The sequence below is a fragment of the Brevundimonas sp. genome (assembly GCF_041648055.1).
Taxonomy (GTDB): Bacteria; Pseudomonadota; Alphaproteobacteria; order Caulobacterales; family Caulobacteraceae; genus Brevundimonas.
Genome location: NZ_JBAZPS010000008.1, coordinates 80,673 through 92,658, shown reverse-complemented (window position 1 = coordinate 92,658; position 11,986 = coordinate 80,673). Strand labels below are relative to the sequence as shown.

The 11,986-nt window shown below is 68.4% G+C and carries 12 protein-coding genes; 10 read left to right on the top strand and 2 right to left on the bottom strand.

Features of this window, described 5'->3' with window-relative positions; genetic code table 11:
• Positions 1-9: 9 nt before the first annotated feature.
• Positions 10-921 (bottom strand): toprim domain-containing protein, encoded by a 912-nt coding sequence (locus WC585_RS13805; RefSeq protein ID WP_035306060.1) that lies wholly within the window; start codon positions 919-921, stop codon positions 10-12.
• Positions 918-1,631: a DNA repair protein RadC gene (gene radC / locus WC585_RS13800; protein ID WP_373258519.1), complete on the bottom strand. Its 714-nt coding sequence runs from the start codon at positions 1,629-1,631 to the stop codon at positions 918-920. The genes WC585_RS13805 and radC overlap by 4 nt, the downstream gene beginning before the upstream one ends.
• Positions 1,632-1,699: 68 nt before the next feature.
• Here radC and WC585_RS13795 point away from each other — a divergent pair, with 68 nt between their 5' ends.
• The 10 genes from WC585_RS13795 (at position 1,700) to WC585_RS13750 (ending at position 11,981) form a co-directional block, all read left to right on the top strand.
• The gene (locus WC585_RS13795) at positions 1,700-2,104 is read left to right on the top strand and encodes a thermonuclease family protein (RefSeq protein ID WP_035306061.1); all 405 of its coding nucleotides are present in this window, start codon (positions 1,700-1,702) and stop codon (positions 2,102-2,104) included.
• Positions 2,105-2,297: 193 nt separating this feature from the next.
• Positions 2,298-4,175 (top strand): type IV secretory system conjugative DNA transfer family protein, encoded by a 1,878-nt coding sequence (locus tag WC585_RS13790; RefSeq protein ID WP_082382754.1) that lies wholly within the window; start codon positions 2,298-2,300, stop codon positions 4,173-4,175.
• A complete protein-coding gene (locus tag WC585_RS13785) occupies positions 4,162-4,575 on the top strand; it encodes a hypothetical protein (protein WP_054764207.1) in 414 nt (137 codons plus the stop codon). The genes WC585_RS13790 and WC585_RS13785 overlap by 14 nt, the downstream gene beginning before the upstream one ends.
• A complete protein-coding gene (gene trbB / locus WC585_RS13780) occupies positions 4,572-5,492 on the top strand; it encodes a P-type conjugative transfer ATPase TrbB (RefSeq protein WP_054764206.1) in 921 nt (306 codons plus the stop codon). Before WC585_RS13785 ends, trbB begins: the two co-directional genes overlap by 4 nt.
• Positions 5,493-5,627: 135 nt before the next feature.
• A complete protein-coding gene (locus tag WC585_RS13775) occupies positions 5,628-5,846 on the top strand; it encodes a hypothetical protein (protein WP_054764205.1) in 219 nt (72 codons plus the stop codon).
• Between the two features lie 6 nt (positions 5,847-5,852).
• Entirely contained in the window at positions 5,853-7,694 is a 1,842-nt protein-coding gene (locus WC585_RS13770; RefSeq protein WP_119412792.1) for an ATP-binding protein, read from the top strand.
• A gap of 513 nt (positions 7,695-8,207) precedes the next feature.
• The gene (locus tag WC585_RS13765) at positions 8,208-8,528 is read left to right on the top strand and encodes a TrbC/VirB2 family protein (protein ID WP_054764203.1); all 321 of its coding nucleotides are present in this window, start codon (positions 8,208-8,210) and stop codon (positions 8,526-8,528) included.
• The gene (locus WC585_RS13760) at positions 8,528-8,806 is read left to right on the top strand and encodes a VirB3 family type IV secretion system protein (protein WP_054764202.1); all 279 of its coding nucleotides are present in this window, start codon (positions 8,528-8,530) and stop codon (positions 8,804-8,806) included. Before WC585_RS13765 ends, WC585_RS13760 begins: the two co-directional genes overlap by 1 nt.
• Before the next feature lie 9 nt (positions 8,807-8,815).
• Entirely contained in the window at positions 8,816-11,269 is a 2,454-nt protein-coding gene (gene trbE / locus WC585_RS13755; RefSeq protein WP_119412793.1) for a conjugal transfer protein TrbE, read from the top strand.
• Positions 11,208-11,981, top strand: a complete 774-nt coding sequence (locus tag WC585_RS13750) for a conjugal transfer protein TrbJ (RefSeq protein WP_156314136.1) — start codon at positions 11,208-11,210, stop codon at positions 11,979-11,981. Before trbE ends, WC585_RS13750 begins: the two co-directional genes overlap by 62 nt.
• Positions 11,982-11,986 lie beyond the last annotated feature (5 nt).

Sequence of the window (11,986 nt, the reverse complement as noted above, 5' to 3'; positions counted from 1 at the left end):
TCCCCGCCTTTACGGCGCCCGTCCGCGCCCTTCCTTTCCCGCTTTCTGATGGTCTCGAGCGGCCTCGTTCCAGTCGCCGAACGGGGCTGGGGGAAAGGCGACGATCGCTTCCACGCCATCGCGCTCGAGCCGCCTGGCCAGCCGCATCGCGGCGATCTCCCCGGCTTCGCCCCGGTCTCCGGCGATTAGAACCGTCGAAACATGGTGGGGTGCATGCCACCGCGAGAGGTTTCCGGCTGACATGAGCGCCCAGCCCGGCAGGTCGAAGCGGACCATGGCGGACAGGGTGGTGACGACGCCTTCGGCCACCAGCATCCGCGCCGCCGCGGGACGCAGCCGTACGGCCGATCCCGGCGGGACTTGGCCCACGGTCTTGCGGGGAACGCTCAGACCCGATGCGACCTGCCCGTTGGTCGCGAGATAGGTGAGCTCGACGGCCGTGAGATCCCCCGAGGGCGACCGGATCCCGGTCATCATCGCGCGTCCGACGCGCCGCCCCGGCCGGTAGACCGAGAGGGGCGCGCGGGGATGTTCGAGCAGGTCGTCGAGGTCTTCCCGCCAAGCGACGCCGCGCACGGCGAGGTGACGTGCGACCACGCCGGTCCGGGCGGGCCTTACCCCATCCTGCCAGAGCGCACCCGCGACCGCCCGCCGTCGGGGGTGGTCGATCACGGGCCTGTCCGGCGTGTCCGCGACACCCATGAGCCGACCGCCGTGATCGACCAGTCCGCGACGCCGCAGGTCGTCGCGCACCTCCCGCCAATCGGCCGCGCCGAAGGTGTGGATGACGACACGGCCGCCATCGAGCAGGAGCGAGACGGAACGGTCCGCCTTCCCATGGCCGGGCGCCGGCACATTGGCGCGCAAGCCGTTCTGGTAGAGGTCTCCGCCGAGGATCGCCACGATCTGGCGCAGGCTCACCGGAAGTGCCCGAGGGTGCGCAGGCTGGCCGTACCGTCCCTCCCGACGACCAGATGATCGTGAACCTGGATGTCGAAGACCTTGGCGGCGTCGACGATCTTCCGCGTCATCTCGATGTCGGCGCGGGACGGCTCGGGATCGCCCGAAGGGTGATTGTGCACGAGGATGATGGACGCGGCCGACCCCTCCAGCGCCCGCCGCACGACCTCGCGCGGATAGACGGGGGCATGGTCGATCGTGCCCTGGGCGACCAGTTCGTCGCTCAGGAGCCGGTTGCGCTTGTCGAGGAACAGGGCCCGGAACTGCTCGCGGGGTTCCTCGGCCAATGCGACCCGAACATAGGCGAGCAAGGCCGTCCAGCTGGTGATGACGGGCCGTCTCGAAGCCTCGGCGCGGACCAGCCGTTCGCTGAGCACACGAAGCAGTTTCAGGTCGGTGAGAGCCGCTGGTCCCAGTCCGCTGGCGCGCGCCAGTTCCGGCACATCGGCGGAAGCAATGGCGGCGATGTCGCCGAACCGGTCGAACAGGGCGTCCACGGCGGGCATTGATGTCTGTCGCATGCTGCGGCCCAGCAGAAGCGCGAGGAGGGCGCGGTCGTCGAGGTTGGCGAGGGAACTCGTGTCGGGCGAACGCCCAGCCGCGGCGATCGCGGGTTCGAGGTCAGGAAGCGGGCGCATGGCGGTCTCCAGCAAGGCTCCCAAGCGGAGCATTCCCGGCCGCCCTTCCTTTCTTCCCGATCGCGCTTTTCGATCCGACCGGATCGGCCCAGGTTGATCCGATGAAATGGTGGCTCATCCTCCCGCTCCTCGCCGCGCCCGCGATCGCCCATGCCGATCCGTGCGAGGGGCGACTGCCAGATCGCGCCGGACAGGTTTTCTCGGGGCAAACCCGCTATGTCGGCGATGGCGACGGGCTCTGCGTCGGCGACAGCACGAACCCCTCCACCTGGATCGAGGTGAGGCTCGCGGACTTCAATGCCCCGGAGCTCAACGCACCGGGCGGACGCGCCGCCCGGGACCAGTTGCGCCGTCTGGTGATGGGCCGACGCCTCGAATGCGTGGCGACGCGAGGACGTAGCGGCCGGGTGATCGTCTATGATCGGGTGATCGCGACCTGCCGGCTCGACGGTCGTCGTGTCGGCGACCTCCTGAGGGCCGCCGGGGTGCGCGAAGGCGGCAACTGACCCGTCACGGCTCGGAGACGAGCCGACAGCGAGAATATATTGCGGTCCGGCCGGATCGGGCAAAACGGCTCACCCGCGTGACACGCCTCTATATCGGCGTCGACGGCGCCCGAGGACCGGATTTGCGGCCAGAAAGTCGCCTCAAACGGCCCTCTCCCTCGAAGTCTCGATGGTCTTCGAACGGATGGTCGTCATGCCGCCAGCACGCCTCGCCGGTCTTGTCGCCGCACTACTAGTCGCGCTTCAGGCGTCCACCCAGACCTTCGCCTGGCTTTATCGCTATCATGTGACGCTGGGGCCGGCGCTCCGGCTGGACGAGACAGGCGTCTACTGGCCCTGGATGATCCTCGTCTGGCGCCAGAGGTTCGGGGCGGCGGAGGGGGACGCCTTCGCCCTGCCGCTCTCGGTCTTCATGCTCGTGATGGCCGCGGGCGCCGGGGGCCTGCTTCTGTTCGACGGCGGCGCCGTGAAGCGAACGCGCGGGTGGGGCGGCCTGGCGGAGGCTCGCCGTGCGGGCCTGAGGCACGACGCGGGGTGCGTCCTCGGGCGGTTGCAGGGCCGTCTTCTGGCGACGACCGACCTGCGCCCGACGCTCGTGACGGGCGGGACCCGCGCGGGGAAGGGACGGGGCCATGTCGTCCCCACCCTGTTGAGCTGGACCGACAGCGTCCTGGTCCATGATCCCAAGGGGGAGCTGTGGCGGGTGACCGCCGGTTGGCGCGCCCAGCACAGTCATGCGCTCTACTTCAACCCGCGAGACCCGGCGTCCGCGCGCTTCAATCCTCTGGCGGAGATCAGACCGGGGCCCCAGGAACTGGCGCAGGTCCAGCGGCTGGTCGCCATCCTCAGCGATCCGGGAGGCGCACGGGACGACGAGGCCATCTGGGACAAGGCGGCGTCCGAGATTCTCGAAGCCGTGATCCTGCACGTCCTCTACACGGCGCCGGACGCGGACAAGACGTTGTTGACGGTGAGAACGATCCTCGCCGATCTGGACGCCGCCGCCGACGTCATGGTCCGGACCCTTCATCGTCTGGGTCCCGAGGGCGTCCCCGAGGTCCATCCGTTCATCTCCACGGCGGTGAAGGGCTACGCGGCGATGCACGACCGCTTTCGCACCTCGGTGCAGGGCACGGCGCGCAGCTATCTCAAATGGCTGGCCGGCGACGATCTGGTTCGGGCGATGTCGGCATCGGATTTCGCGCTCGGCGATCTGATGTGCGCCGAGGCGCCGGTCTCCCTCTATGTGCAGGTCGCTCCGGCCGACGCCGTCGCCTTGCGACCGGTGATCCGGCTTCTCTTCTACGCGGCGGCCCAGGCCCTGACCGCCGCAGAGCACGCCGACGACGCGGGCCGCGAGAAGCGCCGGCGCCTTTTGATGCTCATGGACGAGTTCCCGCTGCTGGGCCGACTGGCCTTCTTCGAGAAGTCCCTGCGCCTGATGAGCGGCTACGGCATCAAGACAATGTTCGTCGCCCAGTCCCTGAACGACATCGTCGAGACCTATGGGGCCAACAACACCATCCTCGACAACTGCCATGTCTACACCGCCTTCAGCGCTCTCGATCCGCTAACACAGGACAAGGTGTCCAAGCTCACCGGCACCGTGCTGGAGCGGAAGACCAGCCGCAGCGGTCCGGCGGGGCTGGGCGCCGGCCGGAGCTCGGTGTCCCGCTCCGAGATCGAACGGCCCCTGCTGGAGCCGGGCGAAGTCCGGGCGCTGCCGGACGAGGTGCAGCTGACCTTTGCGGCAGGGCACAGACCGCTGCGGACACGCAAGGTCCTCTACGACAGGGAGCGGCCCTTCCGGACGCGCGCGGACCTGCCGCCGCCGGATCAGGCGGCTGGCGTCGACACGCCTGGCGCACCGGTTCACCCATGGGCGGGACGACGGGGGCTGGGCGAGGATCCGGAGGCGGCCCTGCCGCTGTTCAAAGAGGTGGAGGCGGCGATCCATGACCGACGCGTCGCCGCCAGGGCGGCCGAGACCTACGAGCGGATTTCGACCGCCTTCGCGGCGGAACAGGCGGTGCTTGACGGGTTGCAGGGAGGCGGGGATGGGCGGGCGTGAGACCGGGGCGACGCGGGTTCAGGTCTATCTCACCGACCCCCGCGTGGTCGCCGCCCTGCAGCGGGAAGCGCGCTCGGCCAATATTCCGATCAGCCAGGCCGCCGGACGCTCGCTTGCGAAGGGCCTGGCCAGAAGCCTCCCCGCCGATCCGGACGACCGTCTGCTTCAGCTCGACCGCGCGCTAAGAGACCACATGCGGTCGACGGCGCGAGACGTGCAAATCATCCAGGAGCTGGTCATCGAGGTCGCCCGCGCCTTCTTCATGCGTTTGCCGGACGCCGTCACGGATCAGGATCCTGTCGCCCGCGCCGCAGTGGACCGCCGGATCGAACAGCTTCTCGATGACACGGCCGCCCGGTTGATCTCGGGCGGCAGGCCGCAGCGCGGGACGGCCGAATGAGCGTCCATCCTATCGTCGGCGAACGGAAGCTGGAGGCGCTTCGCCACGCGCTGGGGCCCGACATCCTGGAGGCGCTCACCGATCCGCTTGTGGTCGAAGTCCTCGTCAACCCGGATGGGCGCCTGGTCCTGGATCGCGTCGGGACCGGGCGCGCCGATACCGGCCACGAGTTGGAGTCAGAAGCCCGGGAACGGGTCATCCGGTTGATCGCGGACTATGTCGGGGATCCGGTCACCCGGGAGAATCCACGTCTGGCAGGGGTACTTCCGGTCACCGGGGAGCGGTTCCAGGGGTTTCTCCCGCCGGTAACCGCCGCGCCTGCCTTTTCGATCCGGAAACGACCCGCCGTGATCTGGACCCTGGATGACTATGTCCGTGACGGCGTGGTGACGGAGGGGCAGGCCGAGGTCCTGCGCGCCGCGGTGCGGGATCGCCGGAATCTGCTGATCTCGGGCGGTACGGGTTCGGGGAAGACGACGCTGGCCAATGCGCTGCTCGCAGAGCCGGCGTTTGCGAACGACCGTGTCTTCCTGATTGAAGATACGCCCGAACTTCAATGTTCCGCGTGGGATCTCGTCGCCACCCTCACACGCCGCCACCCTGTGCCGATCGGGGTCGTCGACCTGGTCCGTGACGCTTTGCGCATGCGACCTGATCGGATCGTCGTTGGAGAAATGCGCGAAGGGTCGGCGGCGCTCGAAACCCTCAAGGCCTGGAACACCGGGCATCCGGGCGGCCTTTCGACGATCCACGCGAATTCCGCCCGCGAGGCTGTGTCCCGGATCGAGGATCTGATCGCCGAGGTCGGGCCAGCGATCCCGCACCGTATGATCACCCAGTCCATCGACATCATCGTCCACATCCGCCGGACCCGGACGGGCCGGGTCGTCGATGACCTGCTGCCCCTTGAAAGCTGACGAGGGTACCGCGCGCTGGAGCTGAGAGGCAGCTCCCCCATAGGCCTGAAATATCCGCGTGATTGCAAATCGTGCGGATGTGTGGTTCGTATTCGACGAAAATATCGACGAATACGATCACAAGGATGCTCATTCGTGACTCAGAAACGCGAAAAATTCCGTGAACTGGCGGAAGGTCGCACCACCAAGGCGCTCGATGCGATCGCCCGGATCGGCAACCTGTCGAACCGGCAGGTCTATGAGTACGAGGACGTGGAGGTGAAGAAGATCATGCGGGCGCTGCGTGACGCCGTCGCGGAGGTCGAGGCCCGCTTCGAGGCTCCCCGGACCCGCAAGTCCGGCTTCAAGCTGTAGGCCGCCATGACCCAGTCCAGCATCACCCCGATCCTTATCGACGATGTCGATTTCCTCGTCTCGACCACCATCGAGCGTTGCCCGCGCACCATGATGGTGCGGGAGTTGGCCAAGAACGCAATGGAGGCCGCGTCCCTCGCGCCCGAAGGCAGTCGTCAGGTCATCTTCCGCACTGTGACGTTCAACGACACGCCCAAGCTTGCGATCTGGAACACCGGACCGGGGATGGACGCCGCCGAGCTCTACCGGATGTGCGATCTAGCCTCGTCCATCCGCAAGCAGAAGGGCCTGGACGCGAACTTCGGGATGGGCGCGAAGGTGGCGTCCCTGCCGTCCAACCGACTGGGGATGGTCTATCGCTCCTGCAAATCCGGCGCGGTCAATGAGGTGATCCTCTGCGAGCGCGACGGGCGGTACGGGCGTCTTCGGCGAACGCTGGAGAACGGCGACCTCGTCGAGGTCATCGATGTGACCGAGCTGGCCGCCGAGGAAGGATACGACCTGACGGAGGACTGGACGGAAGTTCGCCTGCTGGGGAACGAGGCGGATCAGGAGACCGCCCGTGCGCCTTACAACGGCGATCCGGTGGTCGATGCGCAGTGGCTGGCCACCTACTTGTATCACCGGTTCTACCGCCTGCCTGAAGGCGTGCGCGTGACCCTGCTGGCTGGAACGCACAAGCTCGGAGACGGGACCCGGGCTTTCGAGCCCCTGCCGCGACGCGCCGCCGCCGGAGCCTTTGAGCGGACCGAGACGGTCGAGGCGCCGGGCGGCGTGAAGATTCACTATTTCTACGACCCGCCCTATGAGAAGTCGCCGAGCCATAACCGCTCGATCAGCGGCGCCATCCAGTCGGCCCTGAGTCTCGCCGGCGTCGTCTATCGCGACGAGCTTTATGATGTGAAAACCGGGCGCGGCTGGTCCATCAACGCCCCCCTGTTCGGCATCCCCTTCGGATCGAAGCACATCTCTGTCCATATCGAACTGCCGGACGACGCAGACGTGCTGCCGGAGGCCTACCGTCAGTTCCTGCGATACCAGGCTGGTGAGCAGGACACCGTTCAAGCCGCCCATTTCGGCGACCTCGTCGCCCAGCATCGCCCCCAGTGGCTCATCGACGTCATTCGGTCGTTCGCGCCGGAGAGCACCTCCAGCGACGACATCCGTGACGAACTTCAGAAGCTGCTCGACGACCTGCGGGTTCGCCGGGTCTCCCCGAGGCCGACGACCACGGGAATCCGTCTGGTCGATACAGCGAGCGGCGTGGGCGCCCAACCCCAGCGTGACGGCGAGGGCGGAGCCGGCGGGGCCTCCAGGCCGAAGACAAAGCATATCGATCTGAACCTTGCCCCGCAGGGGTCGAAGGCGGCCGATCTCTGGAAAGACCGCGAACGCGCGCCCGAGATCGTCCTGCTGAGGACAGCCGAGGAGATCGAGGAGAAGCAGCTGAAGGGGCGGGCCGGTCGGTATTATGAGAACGGCCAGCTGTTTCTCAACATGCTCTATCCGTCGATCGGCGAGATGAAGGATGCGCTCGAGGCCTCCTATGCGACCGTCGCCGACCTCGACACCATGCGTGAAGCCGCCGTTAGACAGGCGGAGAAGAGCATGGTCCTGCGCGTCGGTCGGGCGGTGGTGTTCGCCCTGGCCAAGCAGCTCAACAAGGAATGGGATCCCGACGCCGTGCGTCACGCCCTCGCGCCGGAAAGCCTGAGCCTGGCGGCCGACGATTTCTACGACTCCATCCAGAGCGCCCGTCGAAGCATGGGGCGTCAGTTCCGTCCCAACCGACAGGGGGAGGAGGCGCAGGTCGAGGACGAGGACGACTTCCTGCGCGAGACCGCCTGACTCGGCTCAGAGACTGTCGGCGCGATCGTCGACATCGATGGACGACCGCCTCGACCGCGTGTCCGCCGTCTTCCAGGCGGTCGCGGACGTCTTGGCGGGCCCCTGTTTAAGGGGCCGCCGGCATCCGCCGGTCCCATGCTGATCCGTCGCAGGCCACGCCCGACAATATTCGGCGGTCCGACAAGCTTCTGACGTCATGCGCTTCGCGCTTTCGGGAGGCCTGGCGTCGATCCGATTCTCTCGTCGGCGCCCTGTCGCGCATTCCGGCGAAATCCGGACGCATTGAGGTCTGAAGTCAATGATGACGGGCCCTCCGGGTGAATCGAAGAAAGTCGCGGACGACTTGCGCCGTTGCAAGACTTTGATGAACGGTCGCTGGATTTCGAGGGCGATCTAGAAGCAAGACTCCGCCGTAAAAATATATTCACAGGCCGCGTTGACAGGCTGTGGATGGTTTTGCTTGCTGTGGATCGTCAACGCCGACCTTCCGGCCCGACCACAGGAACTCAAACCATGCGACGTTTACTTCAACGTGGCCTTTCGGCCGCGACGGTGACTTGCGGCCTGTTCTTTGCCGGACAGGCCCTGGCGGGCGGATCCGGGATGCCCTGGGAGGGACCGCTCCAGCAGATCGTGGAATCGATCACCGGGCCGGTCGTCCAGGCCGCCGCCGTCGTGGCGGTGGTGTTGTTCGGCGCCGGGGTCGCCATGAGCGAGAACGGATCGTCCATGCGGCGAGGGCTCGGGATACTCTTCGGCCTCTCGATCGCCTTCGCCGCCTCGACCTTCTTCCTGCAGTTCTTCGGCTTCGCCGGCGGGGCGGAGATCGCCTGATGTCCGAGACGTCGTCCGATCACCGCCCGCCAGGCTGGGATCTTCCGGTCGCGGCAGCCCTGACCGAGCCGGTCACCCTGGCGGGGATGCCTCGCGACTACGCCATCCTGATGGGCACCGTGGCGGTTGTGTTGGGGCTGGCGCTGCGGATCTGGTGGCTGGGCCTCCTGTGGTGGGCGGTCGCCCACGCGATCGGACTCTACGCCGCACGGGCTGACAAGCGGTTCTTCGACGTCCTTCGCCGCCATCTGGCCCTGCCGGGCCATCTCGATGCGTGAGACCTGAGCATGCGCTTTCTGGATGAACATCGCCGCCGGCCCGCGCTTCTGGCCGATCATCTGCCCTGGGCGGCCATGGTCGCTCCCGGGGTGGTGCTGAACAAGGACGGCTCCTTCACCTGCGGCCTGCGGTTCCGGGGGCCGGATCTGGAGTCAGCCTCCGACCTGGAGCTGATGTCGGTTCGAGCGCGGCTCAACAACGCCCTGAAGCGTCTGGGCAGCGGATGGTGCCTCCATGTCGAGGCCCGTCGCCGCCCCGCCCAGCCCTATCCCACGAGTGAGTTCGAGATCGCCGCGGCCTGGCTGGTCGACGCCGAGCGCCGCTCCCTCTTCGAGACCAGCGAGCCGGCCTACGAGACCGACTATCGGGCGGCCCTGACCTGGCTTCCGCCGGCGGACCAGACCCGCCGGGTGGAGCGCGTCCTGTTCGACGGCGCAGATCCGGCGAGCCGGGACTGGCGCACCGCCCTGGACGCCTTCGCCCGCGAGACCGCGCAGATCGTCGACCTTCTGGCCGACGCCCTTCCGGAAGTCGCGATGCTCGACGACGTGGAGATCCTGACCTGGCTGCACGACTGCGTGTCTCCGAGGTCGGTCCGGCTCGCGCTGCCCGCGACGCCGATGTTCCTCGACGCCTGGCTGGCGGACGCGCCCCTGCTCGGCGGCGTGTCTCCGACACTGGACGGCCAGACGCTCAAGGTGGTCTCGGTGCGGGGGCTTCCGGCGAGCACGCGGCCGGGACTGCTCGACGCCCTCGGGGCCTTGCCCTTCCCCTATCGCTGGAGCGCGCGCTGGATCGGTCTGGACAAGGCGGACGCCGAGGTGGAGCTCGTCAAGTTGCGCAAGCGCTGGTTCGCCAAGCGCAAGGGGGTCGGGGTTCTCCTGCGCGAGGCCATCACCAAGGAGGAGGTCCCGCTCCTCGATACGGATGCGGCGGCCAAGACCGACGAGTGCGACGGCGCGCTCGAAGCCCTCGGCTCGGACGCCTGCGCCTACGGCTATCTGACCACGACGATCACGGTGATGGCGCGCGATCCCGAACGGGCGGCGGAACAGGCCCGGGCGATCGAGGCGACGCTCAACGCCCAGGGTTTCGTCGCCCGCACCGAGGACCTGAACGCCGTGGAGGCCTGGCTGGGCTCCCTGCCGGGCGAGCCCTATGCGGATGTGCGTCGGCCTCTGGTCTCCACCCTGAACCTCGCCGACCTCCTGCCGGTCTCGGCGGTCTGGGCCGGACCGACATCGGACCCGCGCCTGCAGGGGCCGCCGCTCGCGGTCGCGAGGACCAGTGGATCGACGCCGTTCCGGCTGGCCCTGCATGTGGGCGACGTCGGCCATGCGATGGTCGTTGGGCCGACCGGCTCGGGCAAGAGCGCGCTGCTCGCCTTCCTCGCCCTTCAATGGTTCCGCTATCCCGAGGGGCGGGTCGTGGTTTTCGACAAGGGCCGCAGCGCGCGGGCCGCGGCCCTGGCGGTCGGCGGGCGCTGGCATCCGCTCCAGCCCGGCGGCGCGTTCACCCTCCAGCCCCTGGCGCGCATCGAGGATGACGGCGAACGGGCCTGGGCCTCGGAGTGGCTGGCGGATGCCGTCCGGCTCGCGGGCCTCGAGCCGACGCCGCGCATTCGCGAGGAGATCTGGGCCGCGCTCGGCGCCCTGGCCCAGGCCCCCGTGGCGCAGCGGACGCTGACCGTCTTCACGGCCCTGGTCCAGGACAAGGCCGTGGCCGCGGCTCTCGAGCCCCTGACGCTCAAGGGGCCTCATGGCGCCCTGATCGACGGCGTCGCTCCGGAAGACGAGACGCTCGCCGCCTTCGAATGCTTCGAGCTCGAGAGCCTGATGGCGACCCCGTCGGCGGTCGCGCCTGTACTCGCGGCGCTGTTCCACGAGATCGAGCGCGGCTTCGACGGCCGGCCGACCCTGTTGATCCTCGACGAGGCCTGGCTGTTCCTCGGCGAGACGGCGTTCGCCGCCCGTATCCGCGAGTGGCTGAAGACGCTCCGCAAGAAGGGCGTGGCGGTGGTCTTCGCCACCCAGTCGCTCGACGACGTCGTGCGCTCGTCGATCGCCTCGGCCCTGATCGAAAGCTGCCCGACCCAGATCTTCCTGCCCAACCCCCGCGCGCTCGAGCCGGCCTCGGCGGACCTCTACCGGATGTTCGGTCTCAACCGCCGCCAGCTGGAGCTGATCGCCTGGGCCACCCCCAAGCGCACCTACTACCTGCGTCAGCCCGAAGGGCGGCGGCTTTTCGACCTCAAGCTCAGCGGAGCCGGGCTCGCCCTCTGCGGCGCCTCGTCTCCCGAGGACCAGACTCTCATCGAGAGCGTGCTGGCGGCTCTCGATCCGGCCGATCCGCGGCCTGACCGCTTCGCCCGCGAATTCCTCAAAGCCAAGGGAGTCCATCATGTCGACAACGTCTTCGACAGCTTCGATCCGGCCGTCGCCCATCGTCTCGCGGCCGAATAGCCGACGCTGGCTCTGCGGGCTTGCAGCGCTTTCGCTGACCCTTGCGGCGGCGCCCCAGCCGGCGAGCGCGCAATGGGCGGTGTATGACGCCAAGGCCGATGTCGAGGCGATGCTCTCGGCCGCCAGGCAGATCGAGAGCCTCGCCAATGAGGCTCGCACTCTGGCCAATCAGGCCCGCAGCCTCGCCGCTTCGCCCTACAGCCATCTCGCGGGATCGTCTGAGACCCTGCGCGACATCGGCGAGCTGGCGCGCACGGTCCGGGGGACGGCCTCGACCCTCGATGGCGTTCAGCGGCAGTTCGCGGATCTGTATCCGGACGATCTCTCCCTCTCGGACCTCACGGCCCTCGGCGCCGATCGGTCCACGACCGCGCGCCGGACCGCCGAGGACCTGGCGCGCACGGCGGCCGAGCTGGAGCGACTGGCCCAGAGCCGCGACGGCCGCCTGCGCGGGGCCATGGCCGCGAGCGAGGCGGCGGAGGGCGAGACGGCCGCGATCCAGTCCTCGACCCAGATGCTGTCCGTTCTGGCCGAGGATCTGGCCAGCATGCGGACCGTGCTTCTGGCCCAGTCCCGGCTGATGGCCGAGGGCGCGGCGCGTCAGGCCGCCGACCGCGAAGCCGCGATCGAGGCGCGCCGCCGCTTCTGGGAACGGGGGACCGCCACGCCGGCCGCTCCGTCCTTCAACCCCTTGCCCCACGCCCGGGACTGAGGAGC

Bases quoted from the DNA above. Each gene is read 5' to 3' on its own strand.
- WC585_RS13785 (WP_054764207.1), top strand. From the start codon at position 4,162: ATGGGCGGGCGTGAGACCGGGGCGACGCGGGTTCAGGTCTATCTCACC.
- WC585_RS13760 (WP_054764202.1), top strand. From the start codon at position 8,528: ATGTCCGAGACGTCGTCCGATCACCGCCCGCCAGGCTGGGATCTTCCG.
- trbB (WP_054764206.1), top strand. From the start codon at position 4,572: ATGAGCGTCCATCCTATCGTCGGCGAACGGAAGCTGGAGGCGCTTCGC.
- WC585_RS13750 (WP_156314136.1), top strand. From the start codon at position 11,208: ATGTCGACAACGTCTTCGACAGCTTCGATCCGGCCGTCGCCCATCGTC.
- trbE (WP_119412793.1), top strand. From the start codon at position 8,816: ATGCGCTTTCTGGATGAACATCGCCGCCGGCCCGCGCTTCTGGCCGAT.
- WC585_RS13765 (WP_054764203.1), top strand. From the start codon at position 8,208: ATGCGACGTTTACTTCAACGTGGCCTTTCGGCCGCGACGGTGACTTGC.
- WC585_RS13795 (WP_035306061.1), top strand. From the start codon at position 1,700: ATGAAATGGTGGCTCATCCTCCCGCTCCTCGCCGCGCCCGCGATCGCC.
- radC (WP_373258519.1), bottom strand. From the start codon at position 1,631: ATGCTCCGCTTGGGAGCCTTGCTGGAGACCGCCATGCGCCCGCTTCCT.
- WC585_RS13770 (WP_119412792.1), top strand. From the start codon at position 5,853: ATGACCCAGTCCAGCATCACCCCGATCCTTATCGACGATGTCGATTTC.
- WC585_RS13790 (WP_082382754.1), top strand. From the start codon at position 2,298: ATGCCGCCAGCACGCCTCGCCGGTCTTGTCGCCGCACTACTAGTCGCG.